This window comes from Collinsella sp. AF38-3AC (assembly GCF_003474365.1).
Taxonomy (GTDB): Bacteria; Actinomycetota; Coriobacteriia; order Coriobacteriales; family Coriobacteriaceae; genus Collinsella.
Genome location: NZ_QROM01000003.1, coordinates 30,702 through 52,808 on the forward strand (window position 1 = coordinate 30,702; position 22,107 = coordinate 52,808).

Annotated in this window: 23 protein-coding genes and 1 pseudogene; 6 read left to right on the forward strand and 18 right to left on the reverse strand. The window is 58.2% G+C overall.

The window, feature by feature from the left end:
* The 9 genes from DW029_RS02940 to DW029_RS02980 all read right to left on the reverse strand — a co-directional run bounded on the left by DW029_RS02940 (position 1) and on the right by DW029_RS02980 (position 9,234).
* Complete coding sequence (locus DW029_RS02940) at positions 1-291, reverse strand: hypothetical protein (RefSeq protein ID WP_117758863.1); 291 nt, start codon at positions 289-291, stop codon at positions 1-3.
* Positions 292-793: 502 nt separating this feature from the next.
* The gene (locus DW029_RS02945; protein WP_118345240.1) at positions 794-2,899 is read right to left on the reverse strand and encodes a type IV secretory system conjugative DNA transfer family protein; all 2,106 of its coding nucleotides are present in this window, start codon (positions 2,897-2,899) and stop codon (positions 794-796) included.
* Positions 2,899-4,263 (reverse strand): hypothetical protein, encoded by a 1,365-nt coding sequence (locus DW029_RS02950; RefSeq protein ID WP_118345241.1) that lies wholly within the window; start codon positions 4,261-4,263, stop codon positions 2,899-2,901. Before DW029_RS02950 ends, DW029_RS02945 begins: the two co-directional genes overlap by 1 nt.
* Before the next feature lie 146 nt (positions 4,264-4,409).
* A complete protein-coding gene (locus DW029_RS02955; protein WP_147351865.1) occupies positions 4,410-6,119 on the reverse strand; it encodes a hypothetical protein in 1,710 nt (569 codons plus the stop codon).
* Between the two features lie 18 nt (positions 6,120-6,137).
* Positions 6,138-7,493 (reverse strand): hypothetical protein, encoded by a 1,356-nt coding sequence (locus DW029_RS02960; protein ID WP_147351866.1) that lies wholly within the window; start codon positions 7,491-7,493, stop codon positions 6,138-6,140.
* Entirely contained in the window at positions 7,471-7,920 is a 450-nt protein-coding gene (locus tag DW029_RS02965; RefSeq protein WP_118345244.1) for a hypothetical protein, read from the reverse strand. Before DW029_RS02965 ends, DW029_RS02960 begins: the two co-directional genes overlap by 23 nt.
* A 10-nt stretch (positions 7,921-7,930) precedes the next feature.
* Positions 7,931-8,263, reverse strand: a complete 333-nt coding sequence (locus DW029_RS02970; RefSeq protein WP_118345245.1) for a MarR family winged helix-turn-helix transcriptional regulator — start codon at positions 8,261-8,263, stop codon at positions 7,931-7,933.
* 208 nt (positions 8,264-8,471) lie between these two features.
* A complete protein-coding gene (locus DW029_RS02975) occupies positions 8,472-8,945 on the reverse strand; it encodes a DNA-binding protein (RefSeq protein WP_118345246.1) in 474 nt (157 codons plus the stop codon).
* 1 nt (position 8,946) lies between these two features.
* Positions 8,947-9,234 (reverse strand): hypothetical protein, encoded by a 288-nt coding sequence (locus tag DW029_RS02980; protein ID WP_118345247.1) that lies wholly within the window; start codon positions 9,232-9,234, stop codon positions 8,947-8,949.
* A 246-nt stretch (positions 9,235-9,480) separates the two neighbouring features.
* Here DW029_RS02980 and DW029_RS02985 point away from each other — a divergent pair, with 246 nt between their 5' ends.
* Together DW029_RS02985 and DW029_RS02990 are read left to right on the forward strand one after the other, a co-directional pair.
* Positions 9,481-9,906: a helix-turn-helix transcriptional regulator gene (locus tag DW029_RS02985; protein WP_118345248.1), complete on the forward strand. Its 426-nt coding sequence runs from the start codon at positions 9,481-9,483 to the stop codon at positions 9,904-9,906.
* A 123-nt stretch (positions 9,907-10,029) separates the two neighbouring features.
* Complete coding sequence (locus tag DW029_RS02990) at positions 10,030-10,449, forward strand: helix-turn-helix transcriptional regulator (RefSeq protein WP_118345249.1); 420 nt, start codon at positions 10,030-10,032, stop codon at positions 10,447-10,449.
* Between the two features lie 109 nt (positions 10,450-10,558).
* Here the strand turns inward: DW029_RS02990 and DW029_RS02995 are convergent, their stop codons facing one another.
* From DW029_RS02995 to DW029_RS03025, 7 genes and pseudogenes are all read right to left on the reverse strand, one after another.
* Positions 10,559-10,813 (reverse strand): hypothetical protein, encoded by a 255-nt coding sequence (locus tag DW029_RS02995; protein ID WP_118345250.1) that lies wholly within the window; start codon positions 10,811-10,813, stop codon positions 10,559-10,561.
* Positions 10,814-11,028: 215 nt separating this feature from the next.
* A pseudogene (locus DW029_RS11845) lies at positions 11,029-11,373 on the reverse strand (BspA family leucine-rich repeat surface protein); the annotation flags it as partial.
* Between the two features lie 15 nt (positions 11,374-11,388).
* A complete protein-coding gene (locus tag DW029_RS03005) occupies positions 11,389-11,757 on the reverse strand; it encodes a hypothetical protein (protein ID WP_199582484.1) in 369 nt (122 codons plus the stop codon).
* Positions 11,758-12,322: 565 nt separating this feature from the next.
* The gene (locus DW029_RS03010) at positions 12,323-13,690 is read right to left on the reverse strand and encodes a DNA cytosine methyltransferase (RefSeq protein ID WP_118345253.1); all 1,368 of its coding nucleotides are present in this window, start codon (positions 13,688-13,690) and stop codon (positions 12,323-12,325) included.
* 454 nt (positions 13,691-14,144) lie between these two features.
* Entirely contained in the window at positions 14,145-14,918 is a 774-nt protein-coding gene (locus tag DW029_RS03015; RefSeq protein ID WP_118345254.1) for a hypothetical protein, read from the reverse strand.
* A 134-nt stretch (positions 14,919-15,052) separates the two neighbouring features.
* The gene (locus tag DW029_RS03020; RefSeq protein ID WP_233543786.1) at positions 15,053-15,400 is read right to left on the reverse strand and encodes a hypothetical protein; all 348 of its coding nucleotides are present in this window, start codon (positions 15,398-15,400) and stop codon (positions 15,053-15,055) included.
* A gap of 71 nt (positions 15,401-15,471) precedes the next feature.
* Positions 15,472-15,882 carry a PBECR4 domain-containing protein gene (locus tag DW029_RS03025; RefSeq protein ID WP_118345256.1) on the reverse strand — a complete coding sequence of 137 codons (411 nt, stop codon included), beginning with the start codon at positions 15,880-15,882 and terminating at the stop codon, positions 15,472-15,474.
* A 748-nt stretch (positions 15,883-16,630) separates the two neighbouring features.
* Between DW029_RS03025 and DW029_RS03030 the strand changes: the two genes are divergently transcribed.
* Together DW029_RS03030 and DW029_RS03035 are read left to right on the forward strand one after the other, a co-directional pair.
* Entirely contained in the window at positions 16,631-16,933 is a 303-nt protein-coding gene (locus DW029_RS03030) for a hypothetical protein (RefSeq protein ID WP_118345257.1), read from the forward strand.
* Positions 16,934-17,244: 311 nt separating this feature from the next.
* A complete protein-coding gene (locus tag DW029_RS03035) occupies positions 17,245-18,705 on the forward strand; it encodes a MutH/Sau3AI family endonuclease (protein WP_118345258.1) in 1,461 nt (486 codons plus the stop codon).
* 6 nt (positions 18,706-18,711) lie between these two features.
* Here DW029_RS03035 and DW029_RS03040 read toward each other — a convergent pair whose 3' ends face one another.
* A complete protein-coding gene (locus tag DW029_RS03040) occupies positions 18,712-19,203 on the reverse strand; it encodes a DUF5067 domain-containing protein (protein WP_118345259.1) in 492 nt (163 codons plus the stop codon).
* A gap of 163 nt (positions 19,204-19,366) precedes the next feature.
* Here DW029_RS03040 and dcm point away from each other — a divergent pair, with 163 nt between their 5' ends.
* A complete protein-coding gene (gene dcm, locus DW029_RS03045; RefSeq protein ID WP_199582487.1) occupies positions 19,367-20,629 on the forward strand; it encodes a DNA (cytosine-5-)-methyltransferase in 1,263 nt (420 codons plus the stop codon).
* Positions 20,630-20,661: 32 nt separating this feature from the next.
* Here dcm and DW029_RS03050 read toward each other — a convergent pair whose 3' ends face one another.
* Positions 20,662-21,294, reverse strand: coding sequence for a zinc-ribbon domain-containing protein (locus tag DW029_RS03050; protein WP_158572603.1), 633 nt, complete (start codon positions 21,292-21,294; stop codon positions 20,662-20,664).
* A gap of 85 nt (positions 21,295-21,379) precedes the next feature.
* On the opposite strand from DW029_RS03050, the gene DW029_RS03055 reads away from it, so the two are divergent.
* Positions 21,380-22,069 carry a hypothetical protein gene (locus DW029_RS03055; RefSeq protein WP_147351869.1) on the forward strand — a complete coding sequence of 230 codons (690 nt, stop codon included), beginning with the start codon at positions 21,380-21,382 and terminating at the stop codon, positions 22,067-22,069.
* The last annotated feature ends 38 nt before the right edge of the window (positions 22,070-22,107 follow it).

A 22,107-nucleotide genomic window follows, 5' to 3' on the forward strand; every position in this document is an offset into this window, starting at 1 on the left:
TTAGCCTCGCACCCAGCTGGTGTCGAGCGTGCCGAAGTACAGGGCCGCAGCGGAGACGATTACGCCGCCGATCAGCGTACCGACGCCGGCGGCGATTGCCGCGCCGTTGCCGGAAGCACCGTTGTGGACGTTGATGCCGATGGTGACGCCGCCCCAGACGACCATGATGGCGCCCAGCATCTGGATACCGCCCTTGAGCAGGGAGGTGATGTTTCCGAGGATGCCACCGGCGGAGTCGAGTTGGCCGAGCTGGACGGTGGCGACGGCGAGGGCGTGATAGATCGGGTTCATATGGGATCCTTTCAGGTAAGTCGGCGCAGATGCGCTAAATCGACCATGTAGCTTAGAAATGCCTTATTGGTCCATTTGCGCCGAATGTGTTACTATGCGTATGCGCCGTAAAGGCGCCAGGGTGAAGAGGTTCGTGAGAACCGCTGTCATCTCCTGTCTAGCGCACCCATGAACTGTTTGGGGCCCGCAAGGGAATGCAGGTAGGTCGTTCGCGGCCGGGGTGCGCACCGCTAATCAAGGCGTCGGACCGTCACGGGACCGGCGCTTTTCCTTTTCAGATGCTTCGATAGACATGCGATCCTCCATACCGGGCGCGAGATCGGCGACGCGCCGACCTGATGGACGCCACGAAGATACACGGCGCACCCAAAAGGCGTTCAAGTCTTGCCGCAGCGGCAACATGACAGCCCTCGCGCAGGCAACACATCTAGACGTGAGATAAAAGGGGTTCGTCGGGAATGCCCGCGAACCCCTTGCACATAATCTGTATACTCGCCGCCGGCTATTCCGACTTGTCGGTCTTTTCCGCATCGGCGGACTTGTAGTGCTTGCCGCCCGCGGAATTCGGGCGGTTCTGCCCCGGCTTTCGCCTGGCTTTCGCCTTGGATCGGCTCGCGATGCGTGCGGACAGCTCGCGGTCCTCACGCCGGCGCTTCTCCGCCATGTACTTCTTGATGTCGAACCCGGGCGTATCGGCCATCAGCTTGTAGTTCGGGTGCTCCGTGAGCGGGTACTTCTCGTCGACGATGGGGTTGGCGCCGTTGATGAGCACGACGCATTCCGTCTTGGGCAGCTTCGCCACCTCGGCGGGGTCGATGAGGGCGCGGCCGACGGTCTGCCCGCTCTTCGACCAACTGCCCTGCCCGCCGTGGCTCTGGGAGTAGTTCTCCTGGAAGACGGTCTGCTGACCGCACGAATCGGAGATGAACTCGCAGGTCGAGGTCGTGCCCTTGTTCGCCTTGCCGCCGCCGAGGTACAGGACGGTATCGCAGCAGCCCACGATGGAGTCGGCAGTTGCCTCGTCGTAGAGTTCGGCGAGTTGGGACTTCGCCTGCAAGATGACCGACATCGCGATGTTACGCGAGCGCAGGACGGAGATGAAGCCGGAGATATCGGCGGGAAGCGACAGCGAGCGGTACTCGTCGAGGATGAAGTTGACGGGGCGCGGCAGCTTGCCGTTGTATTTCTCCAGGGCCTTGTGGCACAGCACGCGCACCGTCTGGTAGACCATCATGCCGTGGAGGAAGCCGAGCGTCCTCTGGTCCGTGTCGTCGAAGATGGCGAAGATCGCATTCTTCGAGTCGGGGTCGCCGAAGCGCTCGAGGTGCATCTGGTCCTCGCCGACGACGAGCTGCTTCACCTCCGCGGCGGTGAACGGAGCCAGGCGGGCGTTGCAGGTGATGAGGATTGACTTGAGCGTCTTGCCGGCGGCCGACTGGAACTTACGGTAGTTCTCGAGGGCGTAGTCCTCGGTGGGGTCGAACCCGCGCTTGCCGTTCTTGTGGATGTTGTCGTACGGGCGCTTGTTGTCCGAATGGCGGCGGAAGGCAGACGGGGCGAGATCCCAGCGCTCGCCATCTGCGCCGGTGTACACCGTGAGCTCCTCCGGTGCGTCCAGAGGGGTCGGGTTCTCCGCCGCCTGTTCCTGAACCTCGGGGTTCTTCGGCACGCGCTTGACGCGACGCATGCCGGTCTCGATCTCATCGAAGATGAGGTCGAGTGGGCTCTTGTAGTTCTCGTTGGACTCCGATGCCTTAGCCATCGAAAGCAGCTTGAGCAGGCCGCCGATGTTGTAGTCCTTGGCGGGGCAGTAATCGCGCATGAACGCAATGAGCGCCATATAGAGCATCTTCTCGGATTTCTCCCAAAACGGGTCACCCGAACTTGACTTGGGCGGCGTCGTCATGGAGATGAGGAGTCCCGCGAAGGACTGGATCTCGAGGTCGGTCCTGACGTAGTGGAGCGGGTTGTAGATGAGCGAGCGGTCGGGGAAGAACGTGTTGAACGAGCGGATCTCATAGCCGTTATCGACCAGCATGTTGCCGACGTCGAGCATGAGGTCGCCCTTGGGGTCGGTGATGAACAAATCCGAGTTCATCTGGCACACATTTGGTTTCACGTAATATCGTGTCTTACCTGCACCCGATCCACCGATGACCAGCACATTCATGTTGCCGTCGTAGTTCATCGAGAATCCCTCGCGGCTCCAGGCGCGTCCGGTGTTCTTCGAGAGCAAAAGGGCATTCGCCGACCCCTGCGGGTTCTTGTCCTCGATGAACGGCTCCAGCTCCTCGGGTGTGGCCCATCGGGCCGAACCGTGCTCCTCGCCGACGCGCGTGTTCTTCTGCGCATAGACCAAGACGACCATGGCGATAGTCCACGGGATGCACAGCCCGAGCAACATGCCGAGCATGCCCGCATCGTTCAGCAGCAGGTGGAACGGCTGGGCGGTGATATAGCCCCACATCTCCGTGGGCGCCGCCGTGATGCCCTCGAGCATATCCGAATAGGAGCAGGCGCAGTCAACGAACCTATTGCCGAGATAGGCGAACGGTATGGTGGCGGCCGCGGCTCCCAGAAGCGGTGCCACCTCCTTCGAGACCTTCATTATCGGTTCACCGTCTCGAGCGAGACGTCCTTTGCTTCTCGGGCAGCGGCACGGGAGTTCTCGAATGCGGACTCTTCGCTCTTATCGCTCATCAGGCCGTCGATGTCGCGTTCCTTCATGCTGATGGGCTCGTAATCTGGGTCGTTGTCGATATATTCGGCATCGGAATCGAGCCTGTCGGGCGTGCCGTCCCCATCGCGGTCCTCGGCGGAATCTCGGATGCCGTCCCCATCGGTATCCCCGGTGCCGGGCGCGTCCTGACCGTCCGCATAGGGGGTGGAGAGGTCACCGTTGTGTGCATCGGGGCGGGCCTGTACGCAGTCCGCCGTGGTCTTGCTGTTGGAGATATCCTCGTGCAGCTCGGCCTTGCGAGCCTCGCGGGACAGCGTCTCGTCGGCATCTTCGGCACTCAGCTCGCCTTCGGATTTGCCTACCGGCGAGGACTCGACCGTCTTCGCGGCAAGCTCCTCCTCGGCGATCTCCTCCGAAGACTCCGGTCCGGTCTTGCCGTCTGCGAAAGGCCCGGAACCGTCCTTATCGGACTCATTCGACTCACGTCCATCGACAACGGTCTTGATATCCGACTCAACGGATTCCGGCAGCTCGGCACCCATATCGCCGCCTGCCTCGTCATACCCTTCGGTATAATCGGTGAACGCGGGAGGCTCATACTCTACGCCGATGCGGTCCTTGAAACGCTGGCGCATGAACATCTCGCCGCGCTCGGGCCCCATGGCCTCGACTTTTCTCTTCTCGATGTCCATTGCCTCGAGGGCGCGGCCTTCATCGGCTTTGTCGAGGACGATCTCGTTGCCGATATGGCGAGCGTTGATGTTGTAGTCTTGCAAGACGGAGCAGTAGTAGGCCGCGTTGAACGAGGCAGCCTCATCCCCGGCTTTGCCGAGCGAGAAACGGGTGCATTCCCCATCCGACTGGCTTTTGAGATATCCCTTCTCCGACTTGCTTTTCTCAAGATTGCGAAGCTCGATGGCGCGGGAGGCGTATCGATGGTCGCGGCTGATGTCGTAGATGGCGTACTGTATGGAGTTGCTGCCCTTTTGGTCTTTGGGATGGACAAGGAAGTGGCCGACGACGGTGGAATTTGCGAATAGCTTCGGGGAAAGCTGCTTCAGCTCGCGCAGGGTCGCTTGCGCCTCGGCGGGAGAATCGAACCAAGTCGTCGTGTAGTTCTGCTCTCTCATCCCCTTGCCGTGATTCGACAGCCCCTTGGCTGCTTCATTGGCCTCATTGGCTTCGGCTCGCAGCCTGTTCGACTCATTGATTTTATTTCTCAGCATCTCCCTGCCGAACATCTCGAGTATGTTGAGCAGCTTGATTCCCGCCTCATCGGAAATTGATGGCATATCCTTTACCTCCGCAAATCGCAGCGGCCGAACCCCATGCTCGACCACTGCGCAGGCTACATCGGAAGGTAAAGACCCCTCGGGGTCATGCCGCGGCGGCTAAATTCAACTGTCTAGCGTCCATTCAACGGCAAGGCAGATGCCATCTATCGCCATGCGCCCATCGGTACGGATTGGCCCTGCCCGTTCTCTGCGAGGATGCTGCCGTCATCCTTGTAGATGAGTTTCTTCACGACGAACTTCTGGAATCCGGAACCGAACGCGACGGTGGTCGTTTCCCCAGGAAGAAGCCCATGGGGGAGTGCCAGGCTCTTCACGCCGTCGGCTTCTTGCAGCGCAGCCGATGCCCCGTCCGCACGCGAGGACTCCTCAGCGAGCTTCAGGTTGACACGCTCGAGCTCCTTGGAAAGCCTGCTGGAATCCCGCTCGGCCGCTCGTGCGCGGCTCTCGGCATCCGCTGCCTTCGCGGTGGCCTCCATCAGCTTGGATTCCGCATCGGCGAGGTCGTCTTTCAGATTCGAGCATACCGAGAGTTGCTGGCGCAGCGCACCGACCTTTCCCTTGAAGGTCTCCAAGTCTTCCCGCAGAAGCTCCGCGGCTCGCGCCATGCCCTCGGCGCGGTCGGCGCGTTCGCGCTCGGACTCGACGGCCTTCTGTAGGCTCTCCAACTCATCCCTGTGCGCCTCTTGGGTGGCACGTTCGACCTCGCCCTGCTTGGAATCAAGCGCCGCTTGAAGCTCTTCGATTGTCTGCTCATGGTCATGGCGCTGGCGGTAGCTCTCCTCCCGCGCAGCCTGCAGATCGGCGTTGATCGTCTCGTTGTTCGCCTGGGCGGCCTTGAGGGCCGCGACGGCATCGGCGTGCGCCTTCTGGGCGGCAGCGAGTTCCTCGGCAAGGGTTTCTTTTTCGTGGGCGAGGTCACCGATCTTGCCGGCAGTTTCCCGCTCGTTGTCGCGCAGGCGGCAAGCGCTTTCTCGCTCGGCAACAAGCGAGGCTTCCAACTCCTCGATTCGTCTCGACGAGCCATCGAGCTTACCGCGCAGTTCGTCCCTCTCGACAGATACCGTTTCGAGCTCGGCCTTGACCTTTGCGATGGAATCGGTGAGGGCTGCATTGTCTTTCATCAGCTCGCGGTTGGATTCCAGTTCACCCTCATGGAGGCCGTAGATTTCTTCAAGTTCGCTCTTGCGCTTCTTGAGTTCCTCCCCAGAGACCCTCATGAGGCGCTCGTAGTTATCCTTGGCCTCTTTGAGCTGTCTCTCGTAATCCTTTGCTTGGTTCTGGAGGGTGGTCATGTTTTGGGAGAGCTCGCTCGACCGCTCCTCGGCCACCTGCGCCCGAGTGACAAGGCTGTTGACCTCATCGTTTGATAGCCCGCTCGTGTTCTCCAAGCGGGTCCGCAGTCCGAGAACCTCCTGTCGGAACTCTTCCTTCTCCAAGCGCTCGCCCTCGAGCTGGTTGCTGACCTCCCCGAGGCGCTCAAGGAGACTCTGCGCTTTCCCGCGCTCGCAATCCAAGGATTCGAGCGTCTCCGCATGGATGCGCTTGAGGCTCTCGATCTCCTTCGAGGCTGCGGCGTTTTCAGCCGCCGCCTCGGCCGCTGCGGCCAGTTCGGCGCACCTGAGCTTGATCTCCGCGCACTCGCGCTCATGGGTGCTCTTCGCGTCCGCCAGTTCACCCTTTGCATCCGCCAACTCGCCCTTCACGGCCGAAAGTTCCGCCAGGGCAGAGTCGCGCTTGGCGAGCGCTTCGCCGACCAGGCGTCTCGCCTCGGAACGGGCGGCCTTCATGCGCCGGGCGCGGTTACGGGAGCTGTGAGCCGCCTTGCAGGGGGCATCCGCAGGCATTTGTCCCATTGCTACTCCAATCGAATCCTAGTTTTCCGGCAACTCGTCGATATCCCTCGGCACCTCGATGCCCTTGACCGAGCACAGGTAGCGCAGCGCCTCGCGGCGGGTCTTTGCTCGCGGTGCGACCATCGCGCAATGGTAGTCGCCCATGAACGTCCAGATGATGCCGGAGGTGGTCTTGTTGGCGGTAAGGGAGTACTTCTTCGCGAGCTTCTCGGCCTCGTTCGAACACTCGGAATCGTCCTCGTGGGTGTCCTCATGGACGGCATCCGCTGCCTTTGTGTTGGCCGATCGAACCTTCTTCAGGTAGTACCTAAACCCGTCCGCGCGGCGCAGCCAGTTGAGCGGGAACATCGCGTAGCGCTTGAAGGCGACCGACCCGCCTTCGGAGTTCTGCGTCATGAGCTCTTCGAGATACAGGTCCCACGCATCGCAGATCTCGTCGGCCTCGACACCCGAATCAATGACGTCTCGAATCGCATCCATGGTTCTCTCGAGGAAGATGCCGTCGATATGCTTCGGCGAGGAGTCGGCGATGAAGCGAGCGGCCCAGCGGACATCGGCACTCCAGCCGCGTGCATCGTCCGAGCCGTTATCCCCGCTACCTACAGATGGTTCAACTTCCTCACGGGAATTATCAGAAGAATAAGAATAATAATTATTTTTATTATTCTTATTATTATTTATATATACGTCGCGTTCAGAAGAAGATGGATCCATGTCCTGCGGTTTTGCTACATTTCCGCAGCTAGACGATGGTGCATCGTTTTCATCCACCTCGGCGTTTGCGCAGGTCGGGCAGATAGGACGACTTGGCGCATCGTTGTGACAAAATGACGCATCGTTGTGACAAGTTGGCGCATCGATGCGACAAAATGACGCATCTGCCTGACCTGCGGATTGTTGAAAACTCGAGTTTTCAACAGCCGAGATGTGACAACTTGGCGCATCTGCCTGGCCTGCGCTTTGTTGAAAGTCGAAATCGAGGATTTGCCCGCCTTGCGATGCGGAGACGGGAGTCGTTGCCTCGATTGCGGCGTTGATCTTCTCCTGGATGGCGAAATACGAGCGGGGCGATTTCATGCCGTTCGCCTCCCTGCCGGTACGGTACAGCTCGTTATAGCCGATCAGCCCCGTCTTGCAAAGGCTGTCGAGCGCACGCTGGACGGAGCGGCGTGAGATATACAGATCGAGCGCGAGCTGATCTTGCGTGACGTAGTAGCCGTATGCCGAGTGATGGCTCATCGAGTAGATCTTGGCGTATACCGACAGCTCGGCGCTGGACGCTTTGAGTCCCAGCCCCGCGGGGTCCACCATCCAGTCGAATACGGTATAGAAGTTGCGGTCGAGCGCGTTATCAGGACATCTTGTCGTAGGCACCGTCCTCGACCTCGCTTTCGCTTGATCCGTCGCACGACTTGTCATCCTCGGTGCCGCTGTCGGCACCGGCGAGAATCGATTCCACGGCATCGTAATCGCACTTGAAGCTCATGGACAGCCCGTCCTCGTCCATGACGGCGCAGACCAGACCCTTGGAGGCAAGCTCGTTGAGCACCTTGAAGACGCGGGCGATGCCGCACTCGCCGGAACCGCGGCGGGCAGGGCAGCCCTCGTCGAGGGCGCGGGAGATATATTTCGAGGTGATACGGTCGCGTGCGGGGTCGTCGGTGCAGTCGCGCTCGAAGATGAGGGCGAAGACGATTTCACGGGGACCGTTGAGTCCGAGCTTGCTCATCCAGCCGTACTGCTTCCAGTAGGGCTCTTGCTCAAGGCGCTTGCGTGCAGGGTCGTTGAATCCGAAATCCATGATAGTCCTCCTATTTCGCTATCGACATGACTCTGTGCCGACCGTTTCGGCCGGAAGGCACATCGATAGGAGATGGGGAGCCAGATGACCGTTCATCTACGCATGCGACCCAAGTGCTCGGCTCGTTCTCTCCGACATGGGTGCGCTCGATATAGCCGCGTTCGGACAGCTTGCCCAAAACGCGCCTGACGGTCGCGACCGAGGTGTTGGTGAGAAACGCGAGCATGGGTTTCGAGACGCTGACGCCCTTATCGCCTGCTTCGCAGATCAGGGCGAAGACGATGAGCTCGTTTCCCGATAAATCGAGATCGCGCATCATCCACGAATTGATGGTGATGCTCATTTGAGCTCACCTGCCAAGGCGCTCCTGTATGCCGAAAAGACCCCGAAGAGCTTATCGCTCTCGGGGTCGATGGCTAACAGGTTGCACGGATAGGCGGCAGCGTTCACGGCTGCACGCCCAGCAGGGCGGGTCATGCAGTTCATCTCCTATCGTCCGGCTTGGGGAACCGGTATGCTTTGATTTTGTGGCCCGATGCCGAGCTTGTCAACTAGGCATTTTTGAGGAGGGTCTTGAGCAACAGCTTGACGAGCTGGGCTTCTCCGATTTGGTCAATCAGAGCCTCGTCCACAACGTCTCCATCGGCATTCGCCGGATCGTCGTCGGATGACACTGCTCCCAAGAGCGTTTCGCCCCCGAAGATGTCCACACCGTACTTCTTGAAGAGGGGGGCGTACTGCTCTTTGATCTTCTCCCTAGCGATACAACGCTCGCTCACGCTCTTGTAGAGCGCTTCGTAGCTGATTCCTGCGAGCTTGAAGATGTAGTCGCGATTGAAGGTGAATCGGTTCTGGAGGCGCTGATACTCAACGGTATCGGCGCGGCACATGGACTGGAGTTTCGAGCGGCTGCAACCGAGGACTTTGGCGGCCTGGTCGGAGTTGAGCACGAGCGGGAGCTGCAAGAGTTCCTTATCGCTGAAGGACGCGCTCTTGGCGTTCTTTTTGGCTGCGGTTTCCATCACGCTACATCTCCTCCGCAGCAGACGCGAAGGAGGGTTTCGCCATGCACGGCATCTGCTTCTCGATGGCGAATTCAAACGCGCCCAAGAGACGGGCGGCGCCTTCTGCGGGCAGCATCTTCCTCATGAACACGAATTCCATGGCGGTCGGCTCGCGAAGGAAGTTGCACTGGCTGTCGAGAAGCGCGGCTCCGCCGACCGACTCATTGATAGCCGTGGCGAACGCTTCCGTATCTTCGACGTAATCCAGAAGGATCTTGGATGCGGACTGGGGTACAGGGTTTTCAGTCATCGTGTCTCCGTAACTAAATCGAACTACTTGGGGGAATAGTTGACGAATGTAGAAGAGTGTTCCTCATTCGTAGCTACGAGCGAGATATTATCCCTTTTTTCGGTTTAGGGCAATATAATTTGGAATCGTAATTTACATACGTGGAAGTTACCTATTTGCGCGATTTATATCTACATACGCGAAAATGACTTCCAAATCATGTATTCTGTAGCCGGGTAGTAACCTGATCTACAGATAGGGGAGACCATGACCTTCAAGGAGATTCTTGAGAAGTACGGTATCACGGCATCGGAACTCAGCCGCAGGTGCGGGGTTTCGACTTCAACCCTGAGCACCTTCGTGAACGGCAGGTCGAAATGCCAGAACATGCAGATCTCCACGTTTCTGAGGATATGCAAGGGCTTGGACATTCCGTTTGAGACATTTGTGGAAGACCTGTTCGATGGTGAGGAGGAGAACCCCGGAAAGAAGGCGCTTCTCTCGGGTGACGAGGAATCCCTCGTGAGTGATTTCAGGGGCTTCAACGCGCAGGCGAAATCCTGCCTCATGCGCGTATCGAGCGCCATGAAATTGGATCCCACCAATATGCAGAGAAATCACGAGGCGCAGGTCGAGAAGATAGAGCCTGATGACGTGGAAGCAAATCCGGATGACGCAGGGGAAGCCGATTAGCTCGCCAGGCGGCGTCAGCGCTTTTCACGCTACAGCTACCGAGCTACATATGTAGCCATGTAGCTGCATAGCCGCCTACACGATGCTAAACAGACATATCGAGAAAGATAGGAGTTCGATACCATGGCTGGGAAAAAGCCCACCGCGGCTCCGAAAAAGCAGGTTGCGGGCAAGGACCGCCCCTACTCTAAGCTGGAGTCGCTCATCAAGGGATCCGGATACTCAAACAGCCAAGCGGCAAATCTTGCTGGCATTCCGGTGAGCACGTTGACGACGATTATCCGCCCTGAAACCGACTTGGGGACGGTCCGCGTCTCAAACCTCCTCGCCCTTTGCCGGGTCTTGAACATAACCATAGAACAGCTCTTCGACACCGAGATGCCGGTAGCCGAAGACACCGATGCCCCTGTCGGGCAGAGGCTTGAGCTGGTCACACTGTTCAATCGCCTGAATACCGAGACCCGCGGTGAACTGATTGGCATAATGAGGAGCCTCGCAAAAGACCCGAATCGCCTGATGGTCTGGCCGAAGGATGAAGAATAATCGAACTTGCAGGTAGCCATGGAGTCGGCTGTCAGACTACAAAGATGTGGCGCTACAAGGTTACATAGCTACATAGCTACATAGCTACACGGCTACCTAACCACCTGCGCTATTTAAGACAGACTACATACCACTTGCCGCCGTCCGCGATAATCGACCTTCGGTGCGTCTTGTTACCGCGACCGATAACGTAGACGTCGCGGACATATGCAAACCTGCCCGCAGTGCGGGACGGACACATGATCGGCGCTCCGCTGCTCGAGATTGCGAACCTCCGACCGTCTGGCCAGATGATGCAGGTCGGGTTGTCGTTGAGGTCCTTCTCAATCGCAACCTCCACGAGCTTCATCTGATCTGGATCCATACGTCCTCCTGACGGCAAACATCGACCACACACCCGCGAAACCGCGGGCGTTCTTATTTGGAGAAGTATTGCACCTAGCGGAGTGCATCCGAGGAAGGTGCCGCTGCGGCACTCTATGCGCTTACCAAACTACCAAGCTCCCGGGCTACACGGCTACATGGCTACGTACCTACCAAGCTACACAGCTACGCGGCCTCTAACTTGTTCTCGCATTCTCACTTTGCTGCCCAAATTTTCGGAGCGACAACGCCTGGCGCATCGGAATTGAAATGATCGTGTGATGCACTGGAAGGGATAATCCAATTCGAGCAGTCGAGTATAAGGGAATAGCAACCGTCGAACATCCAACCGCAACCTTTCAGGTTGGCAAAGTTTGTATTTCCAAAATGAACGCTTTTTAGGCTACGGCAACAGGCAAACATCGACGTCAAGCTAGTTACATTCGATAGATTCCAGTTCGATATATCGACATCGGTTATCTTCGTGCAGTTATAGAACAAATGGCCTGTGTCTGTGGCGGAACTGATATCGATTTTTGAAACATCGACTTCCGTGCAATTCGTAAAGTTTTGGAATCAATAAACGATGCTTCCAGGATAAATCCCATCATCGATCACGGCAATAGTCGAACACTCAGATGAACGGCCATACCAAGGCGTATTGACGCTTCCGTTGAAGTCATCCGATTTGTTTGGTCCATAAGTTTCAGTCTCGAAGCCAGTGTAGACCTCTGTCACCCTGCGGTCGTTGAACATGTCCCCGACCTTGGGAACCCCGCGGCGCTTGTAGAACATGAGGCTGTTGTCGTCGGCCGAGTACACCGCGAAGGCGATGCCGCGCTTCGGGTCTGGAATTTCGACCGAGTCCTTGAATGCATTCCCGCTCGTTCCCTCATCAAGCGTCTCGGTAACTGCATTGAACTGGTTCCTGATCGCGCCGGCCACCTGCGGACCCACTATCAGGATCACCAAGATGATGATAGCGATGATTAGGACGTACTCTACTGTCGATTGGCCTCTCAGGCGGCGGGTAAATCTGGGAGATACCCCCCCCCGAAAGGAATTCTTCCCGCATCCATGCGCGGCTCCTCTCGGATTGCTTTGATTGATATCGTTGAGGATAGATATGGCTACGGCGAAAGGTCGGACGGTGCCACGGCGGCAACGCGCTTTCGCATCTCTTAGGCTACATATCTACAGCACTACAAACCTATCGAGCTACATAGCTACACGCCTAGCAAAGCAAAAGGGGCGCCCCTTATGAGCGCCCCGCAGCAAAACACCTTGTTATTATTCTCGTTCTTATTCTCATTCTCATTTTTCCTCATTATCGATACCCCAACTCGATCAGCCTCCACCGACCGCCAAGCTACCGAGTTACACAGCTACAAGCCTACACGGCTACATAACTACACAGCTACTCTGATACGCGCGTGCCTTATTTCCGATAAAGGAAAAGGGCACCCGAGACGGATGCCCTTAAAACAAGCTCTGAAGTTCACAACAGCGCTTAACTCTTATCGACCATCGCGATGTGTTTCCCGATCCACCTCATGACGGGAACCGCCATGGAGTTGCCGATAGCCTTGTAGCGCGGCCCATCGGGACATTCCTCAGCAGGCTTGCCCTTCCATCCGATGAGGGTATGCCCATCGGGAAAGCCCTGGAGTCGTTCGCACTCCAGCGGGGTGAGTCGTCGGACGAGCATGGGGCCAGTCCCCGCATTCTCATCACCGATTTCCGAAGCGACCATAGCGCCGTCACCGCCGCATTTAAGGGTCGGGCAGATATTTCGGCAGATTGCCGTGTGGGCGTTCTTCTCGCGAACCCAGACGGCGAGATCCGACGAGGTGTCGAGTGTCGGGAAGATATCGGCTTTGCCGACCCCAAGACCGTTGCTGCCCAAGTGCGCTGTCTCGCAGACATATGTCTGCAAATTCGCGCCGTCTACCACAACGGGAGCGTCGTCCTTGCCCATATGCGCGGTGAGGCATCCCGCGATTTCATCGCTGATATGGCAGTGCGCCTGCGTGCCCGTCATGCAGACGATGTTCTGGCCCCTATCTGCGCACGGCGACGAATCTCCTCGGGCCGTAAGGCACCCCGCGATTTCCGTGCCGTACTGGGACATCGACATGCCCTGTTGGCCGGTGCCACACAGAGGCAAGACTGCCGATGCGTTCCAGTCCGCGGTGAGCGTGTTCGCCTGCTCCTCCGCGTATCCTATCGTGTTTGCTCGGGGCGCAGCGGAGTACTTGAAGCCTGCGCACGCAGCGCTGCGTCCAGCTCGGCGGGCAAGCTCCTTCCTCTTTTCACGGCTCGATTGAGGATTCCCTGACAGGCAGTCGGGCTCAAGGAGAACCTCTGCGGGGGATTCGGTTCCAAGATGTCCGACAAGAAACAGACGGCGGCGTCGCTGGGCCACTCCGAAGAATTGCGCGTCCAGTACTCTCCATGCGAGACTATACCCGAGTTCATCCATTTCGCTGAGCAGCTGTCCGAAAGCGCCCCCATCCTCGCTCGTGAGCGCTCCTGGGACGTTTTCCCATAGAAACCAGCGAGGACGAAGCTCCTGTACGCATCGAATATACTCGAACATAAGGCCGGACGCGCCTTTGAGGCCTTCGCGCTTACCCGCCACCGAGAACGATTGACACGGGGATCCGCCAACAACAAGGTCGATAGCTCCATCGATTTCTTCCTTCCAGTCGATTTTGGTGATGTCTCCGAGGTTGGGGACATCTGGCCATCTCTCGGCCAGCACGGCGCACGGGAACGGCTCGATTTCCGAGAATGCCACCGGCTCCCAGCCGAGTGGCCCCCAGGCGAGTGTCGCCGCCTCGACGCCGGAAAAGATGCTTACATAGCGAAAGCCCAAGGGGTCCTCCTGACCGCGAACCTACAACGGTTCCCAGTCTCCAGCACCCCGAAAAAACCGACGGAGTCTTGCCGCTGAGGCAATTCCGCAGCTAGATAGCTATCTACCGACCTATATCGAACAAAGGTTTTCGCCCTATGCGGCTTCGCGACTATCGCGCTGCGTGCCTACCTTGCTACACAGCTACAGAGCTACACACCTACGCGCATAGGAAAACAAAGGGGTGCCCGTAATGGCACCCCGCGGCATAGCTGGTCGTTATTATTGTTTTCACCCGAAGAATCTCTAAATGCCGGTTCGACCGCCTGTGGACACGATATAGGAAACTCGCTATTGTCGGCTGCCGAACTGCATGCCTATCGTGCTGCTGGATTACGGGGCTGCCTGGTTACCGAGCTACATTGCTACCAAGCTATCTGGCTATTGGCTGCAACACTCTCCCGCAGGTCGCTGGCTACTTATCGATATCCTCGCTGCGCCCAACCGCGCGAGAATCATCCATCGGGTCATCGATGGCAGAGCTTGCTCGTTCGCAAATATGGTCGAGCGATTCCGAATGGACGTCTTCCGCCGCAGTTTTCTCATCCCATGCGCTGGTGACAATTTGGCAGACAGCTTCGATACCGGAGATTGAGCTCTCATAGGTAGATTTGAAGTCTTCGATGATTCGGTCGACCGAGGGAGCGTCCGGGCATCCAGCGGCGATAAGCGCCTCCTCGACCGGATCCCAGCTGTAGACGAGATTGCGGACTGCAGACATCCAATCGCCGGTGGAGTCCATATCTTTGCCGCGCAGGTCGATGGTAAGTACGAGATCGTAACCGGTAAGGTCTGTTTCCCGCTCGATTTCCAGATATCCGAGATTGCGTACGTCATCGTCGGAGACGGTCCATCCTTCCGAATCGAGGGCATCGGCAATCGCTTCGGGAAGCGAATCGAATTCCCGAACGCACTCTCTTTGCTTGGAGAATCCATCGCAGATGCGTTCGACCCTGTCAAGCCAATTGTCGAACGGTTCGTTGCAGACCAGTTCGAACATCTCTGCGATAGCCTCGCGGGCGGACGCGCTTGACTCGCTGTAGAGCTTGAGAACGCTCTCTCCGAAGCCGTCAAGGTTATCGGATAGAACAATGCCGTTGTTTACGGCTGCATCTCGTGCGCTATTCGGTAATGAATCGAGTTTCTCGATAATCTGGCTGACGGAACTTTCGGTAGCGGGAAAACCCATATCGACCTCCAATGAGTACTGACCATATCCAAACGTTAGCAACCTATTGGGCAGAACGAGACAGCGGGACAAAGGTAGCGACATACAGGCATACACCGTTACGTGACTACCGAGCTACACGGCTACCCGCATAGCTACCTACTCTTACCAACAGCGGGGGAGACCGGCGTATTGCAGAACCGCTCGCGCTGCCGATTGAGCCTATTGAGCTCCTTGGCAAGCGCAGTCTTGGCATCTGCAAGTTCGTCGATACTCACGCCCTCATTCGGATCCAGCCCCAAAACCTCATCCATGATGGTGGGGTAGGTCTTTCGCAGCTCGTCCGTATTCCCGAAGCTGCGGATAATGAAGCCGAGGTTCGCCCGGTTCTGCTCAAGCAGGTTCTTATCTACATATAGCAGGGTATCGTAGCATTTAGCTGAGGCATCCTTGCTGAGCATGGCCGTAATCGGCAACCTCTGACCGCATGACTTCTTGTCCACCTCGGCGGGCTTCAAGAGTTGCAAACTGCTCGGCACATAACAGGACGAGCTGTGATATTGGGCATCAACCTTCAGGCAACCGATGGCGAACTGAGCTGCATCGCCCGACACCCATATATCCGCATTGACTTTTGTCGATGGGGATTGACCTCGCTGACGTGGGTGGCCGTGCTGATAAACGCGTTCATCATGCGAGCGGCCGTGATTTTGGACGGAAAGTATTGCGAAAGCGAGCTTCCCAGATCGTGGGGCGTCAACGTACCCGCGAGAGCCTTCTTATAGACCACCCACGGCTTGACATTACATCGGTTGATATCGATCCCGACGAGGTGGTTAAAGCGCTTCTTGGAAAACGACACCTCGAGCATACGGGCATCGTCTCCCGAGCCGTAGCAGATAAGGAAGTCCCTGCCGCACAGGTTGCGGTCATATCCCCGTGCGAGATTGATAACCCGCCGGACATCCCTCTTGTTCGCTTTCATGGTGGCCTCCTTGTCTTTTCGACAAGGATGGCCCGGTGAATTGGAACCCCATCTTTCATGCCGCTGCGGCATCCGTCACCTATGCAGAATCGCCCGTGATCCACATTGGCAATATTCGTGCAGTTTTTTCTGGATTTAGACCGAAACGGCAAAAAAGAAGGAGGGGCGCGAAGCCCCTCCTTCTGGACAGCCTGTATCCCGGTTCCCTGCCTGCCAGTTCACTCTCTCCGAAGATATCGGAGCGCTTGGGGTCGTGCCCCTATTCATGGGAAATTCTATCGCGGCCATGCCCGCTAGATACGTCACGCACACCGTATCGAACGTCAGGTTTACCAGCCGGGGCTGAACCCTCTTACGAGAGCGAGAATATTATAGTATCCACAAATCCGAAATACCTTGACGCATTTGAGAACTACCAAGATATGGGCCTATATCGTCATAAACCCACCGAGCTACATAGTCATCCAACTGCATAGCTACCTACCTACACGGCTACGCGCCTACACGGCTACATAGCTATTTGATTACGTGTGAACTTATGCACCTCACTTTGTTGTCCATGCACTCGGAGTGATAACACCCGGTGCATCTGAATTGAAATAATCGCGTGATGCGCTGGAAGGGATATTTCAATTCGAGCAGTCGAGTGTAAGGGAACCGCAGCGGCAATTCATCTACGGTGGTCCGGTTGCTTTCCCTGCGCTACAATAGAACACGCGTTCGCTAGCCATTTGAAGGGAGTATCATCGTGGGGGAGAGCGAGAAAACCATCCGCTTGGTCACCGCCTTGGTCGAGTGCCGCCCAGACGGCGAATATGCTCCTTGGGGGATTAAATGGTATGACGGCAAGATTTACCCATTTAACCGCATTGAATCCTACAGCTCCCGCTCATGGGCACTCGGTCCGAAACATCAGTCCGAGTCTTGGCGCGTGGTGATGGGGGACGGCACCTGCCGAGACATCTGCCATTACAAAGATAGCTGGTATGTCGTTCACGACCCCGACAACGACACCCCCGCAGCCAGCGCCCCGCAGGGACCGTGCAAGTAGCCCGCTACTGCACTACCCGTTCTCACGGCTACCGAACTACACAGCTACACGTCTACATAGCTACCTAACTACAAACCTACCGATCTTCTAGCCTACACACCCAGCAAAACGGCAGGTGAGCCACGCAAAGGCTCCCTGCCGAGCAAGCGCCTTGTTATTATTCAAGATTGCTTTCCGGCAGCGGGAAATAGCTTCAGCCATCCCATAATATCGCCCCCGCCCGTACCGCCGAGCGGACCGCGCCCCGCAATACCTCCCATAAACCAGAATGATCGCTATCCTTGGTCGTAGGGGAGACAGAAGGGGAGAGCATGGCCAAGGGAAACCACAGCTTCACTGAACAGGATATCCGTAAGCGCTTCGGCGCCATCGTCGGCCATACCGTGGCCGAGGTCGATGCCGCCGGCGTTCTCACCGCGTCGGCGGCATCCCGCAACAAGGGACGCATCGGTGCAGTCATCGAGCAGTCGGTGCTTGGCTATCCTGCAGACTCCGACCGCCGTCCCGATATCGTCATCGACGGGCAACCCTGGGAGGTCAAGGCCACGGGTCTAAAAGAAAGCGCCCGTGGCGGCTGGCGTGCGAAGGAACCCATGTCCATTACCGCCGTGGCTCCTGAAGGCATCGTAACGGAGAGCTTCTCAACCTCCGCCTTCTGGCACAAGGCCGCCCGGCTGCTCGTCGTCTACTACCTCTATGTCCGTCCCGGCAGGGGAGTGACGGTCGAGTACGCCGGCTTCGAGTTCAAGGGTTACGACCTCCACACGTGGCACGAAGTAGACCGATGCCGCCTAGAGGCGGACTGGACAACCGTGCGCGAGTTCGTCCGCACCGCCCTCGCAGGCGATGTCGATACCGAGATGCCGAACCTATCCACGCTCATCAATCCCCAGTTGCTCTACCTCGACACCTCGCCGAAGTGGCCGAATAGGCCGCGATTCCGCCTGAAGGCATCCCTTGTCACCCAGATGGCACGTGAGCGCCTAGATGACGGCATGCGCATGATTCCCGACCAGGGCGGTCTGTCCTCGATGGGGGCGCTCAAGGCATATCTTCACGGCATCTCAAACACCTATGCGGGCCAGACACTCGAGGACCTAGCCATGCCGTTCGGCCTGCCGCTCAAGGCGAAATCCGGACGTGAGAACAAGTCCCTCGCCGAGCAGGTAGTAGTCAGGCTCTTCACAGGTCACGCCGGCAAGATCTCGCAGGTCCCGCTCTTCGCCAAGGCTGGTATCGTCTTCAAGACGATGACATTGACGCCCGCGGGCGGCAGGACCGAGGATATGAAGCTGAACCCCTCGATCGACTTCGATGAGCTGTGCGACCCCTCGGTGGAGTTCGAGGACTCCGCATTCGCGGCCCCTTTCATCGACTCCACCATGGTCGTCGCCGTGCTCGAGGAGCGATACCGCGACTGCCCGCTGCGCCAGTGCCTCTTCATGGGATTCAAGACCCTTTGGCTCGGGACCTATCTCGATGCCGCTAGGGTGCTCTGGGATGGCATGCGCGGCCTCATATTCAGCGATGGTCTAGCAGATGCGCCCGTCCTGAAAAGGGACGGTACGCCGCGCGTGACGCCTAAGACGGGGATACCCATGACGGCGCCAAACTGGCCGAAGAGCCGTGACGGCGTCCTGTTCGTCCGCGGAACGGGCACCGATGCGAACGACAAGCCTGTGGAAGTCAACGGCGTGAGGATGTACCGTCAGAACGTATGGGTCAAGGGCAAGGAGTTGGTAGAACAACTCAGTGTGGCACGCTTTCTCTAGACCCTATTACTCCAGATTGAAAGTCTGGTCTAGCTTTACGGATTGATCTGTCGGATCGATGTACTTAACCTCAATGGGAGACAGGTCGTTAATGTAATAGACTGACGTCCCGTCATATTCACCGCCGGGGGCGAGTTCCTGAACCTCGTCTGACCGTCCGTCTATATCGGCGGCATATCCAACGCTCATGACTTGTTTGTTTTGATACACCTTGAAGTAATAGCCATCAGCAAAGGTGTCCACGGAGCCGTTGTTCACGGCATGCCATCTAATCGCGACGGTCTTTTCTCCATTGCCATGGGCGGAATCGTGCACTTCAACGCCTGTAACTTCAACATCGGCGAGCGCAAAATTCGAATCGTTCTTGGCTGTTTGGGAGCTGTCAGTTCCAATTGCCAGGTCGTTTCCTAGGCGGATGCATCCTGAAGTGCCGGTTAGGGCAACCGCAAGCAACCCAGTGATTCCGAGCGCCCGAGCGACAGTGCATACCTTTGACATTAGAACATTCCTTTCGGATTTGTTTACCAGCTCATTCAATCTATCGAACGCAGGGCGCACCTTGACAGTCTTGCCGCAGCGGCAAAATCCATCCCTTGATCTTGTCCGCAAGATCGGTTATCATCGATCACGCAAGAACGGACACAGCAGCGATTGGAGAAACGTGTCTGAGATCAAGATTGCCGAGCTCTTCGCGGGCGTCGGCGGGTTCCGCTTGGGCCTAGAGGGCTTCGCGGACCCCAAGCATCCCGAGTTCTACATGAAGCCGGCAGGTCCCTTCACCACTGTCTGGGCGAACCAGTGGGAGCCGCCCGGAACCGAGTCCCGCCAGTTCGCCGCCCAATGCTACGCCGAGCGTTTCGGAGCGGGATCCGTGGTGAACGAGGACATCAACATGGTTTTGGAGAAGGCCGAGGCGGGGGAGAACCAGATCCCCGACGTCGACATGGTCGTCGGCGGCTTCCCGTGCCAGGACTACTCCGTCGCGCGCCCCCTCAACCAGGCCCACGGCATCGAGGGCAAGAAGGGCGTCCTGTGGTGGGACATCTACCACTTCCTCGAGATGAAGGAGCCCCGCTTCGGCCTGTTCGAGAACGTTGACCGCCTGCTCAAGTCCCCCGCGTCCCAGCGCGGGCGCGACTTCGCCATCATCCTGAGCTGCCTCGCCGACCTCGGCTACACGGTCGAGTGGCGCGTGGTCAACTCCGCCGAGTACGGCTTCCCGCAGCGCCGCAAGCGCGTCTACATCTTCTGCGAGAAGGATGCCGCTGATACCGACCTGACCGAGCGCATGCGCCATGGCGTCATGGCCAAGGCGTTCCCCGCCATATATCCTGACGAGATGGCCGAGCTCGATGTCCTGCCCGACCCCTACGAGAACTCGACCCGCTTCGGCGGCGGCCAGAAGGTCTCGCAGTTCAAGGCCGCCGGCGTGATGCAGGGTTGCCACGTGCTCACCTGCGACTTCGCCGAGGACTACCGCGGCGAGCGCCGCGTGCTGGGCGACGTGCTGGTCGACGAGTCGGACGTCCCCGAGCAGTTCTACATCGCCGAGGAAAAGCTGCCCGACTGGCGATACCTCAAGGGTGCCAAGCGCGAGGAGCGCACCAACAAGAAGACGGGCTTCACCTACACCTACTCCGAGGGAGCCATGAGCTTCCCCGACTCCATCGAGAAGCCGAGCCGCACAATCCTCACCGGCGAGGGCGGCACCGGTGCGAGCCGCTTCAAGCACGTCATAGAGTGCCCCGACGGCCGCTTCCGCCGCCTGGTGCCCGATGAACTCGACCAGCTACAGGGATTCCCCAAGGGCTGGACCGACACTGGCATGACCGACGGCCACCGCGCCTTCTGCATGGGCAACGCCCTCGTCACGGGCGTCCCGCACCGCATCGGCAAGGCCATGGTCGAGGTCTACGGCCTATAGACAGAAAGAGGGGAGGGCTTAGACCCTCCCCTTTACTTTGCGCAGACAGGACATCTGCCGCCGCCCGCCTTCCTCCGATATATAATCGCCTGCCATTCATGCCCCTCGGGGCATCGCCACCAGACCCTCTTGGAGGAGCCGGCCACGACGTCGGTGGCCTTCAGCTCCCCGTTGCGCCCGTAATCCCATTCCGCCGCAATCTCGGGATGCGTGGTCGCGAGGTCGTTGACCCCCTTCACCGCGACGCGGTTGGTGCAGCAGGGGCAAGAGCAAGACCGCAACACGGTCACCGGAAACGCATCCCATGAATAGCCGCACCTGCGGCAGCGAACGTCCAGCCTCGTGTTGGCGCCCGCGTACTTACCGATGACTTCAATATCCGGGCAGGCATCCGCCGCACGCTCAACGAACGCCTCGTGCGTCAACGTCCTCGACCTCCCCGAGGTCTTGCCAGCAGCCGCTCGCCCGCATTTGGGGCAACGCGAGTTTCGCCGCAACATCGAGTCGGGGTTACCGTCCCAGACGTTGCCGCACACAAGGCAACGGCAGCGCAGGGGAACGCTGATGCCATCGTACTCACCGATAACCTCGAACTCCTCGGCGGCATAATGCGAGTTCTGCCGCAGCAGCCGCCCGAGGAACTCCTCATGGCTCATTTTCCCCATCTTTTCCTCCCCGAGATCTAGACGACATATCGTGACAGCGATAGACTTTTGCCTAACGAAACTTCCAAGGAAGAGGTTAAGCCAAATGAGCCCGAACGAGAATACCGACCAGTCCGCAATCGTCATCTGGGTGACTGCTCTTGAGGGGGCGTCCTTCGAGACTTACCGCAACGACCCGACCGCCGGTGCCGAAATTCGTCTCCCGCTGGCACCCGCCGCGTTAGCGGACGCGCTCACCCGCGAGGCCACTCGCGAGGGAGTCGAACTCAAACTCCTGCGCCTCTGCGCATGGAAATACCTCGGCCGTTTCGCGCCCTTCGAGTGGATCCCCCTCGGCGAGGACTACACCTTCGAGGAAGCCAACTTGCTCGCTGCCGCGGTCATGCATAATCCTGAAATCGACTGTGGCGTTCTCTTCGAATACTGCGACCTTCGCGAGGTTTACGACCCAATCGAATACCTCAACGTGGCCCTCCAGTACGATGCCTTACCGTATCGCAAGTGGTCGTCCCCACTCGACCTCAAGGAGATTGGGATGGACTTCCTGAGCACGAACGAGGTGTGCGACCTCCAGCTCGGCTGGGAGCTTGCGGGCAAGGACACCGCCCGCGACCGCAACGATATGTCCGTAGAGGAACTGATTGAGCTTGGCGAGGCCGAGGCAGAAAATCGGGATTTAGTTGTCTGGCGTTACGGCTACATGGATCCCTACGAGGGCAAAATCGACACCGCAAAGTATTCCAAGGAACAAATCCTCACGATATTGTTCCCATAGCGCCTAGATTGCCAACCAAGAGAAAGGGGCTTCCTCGC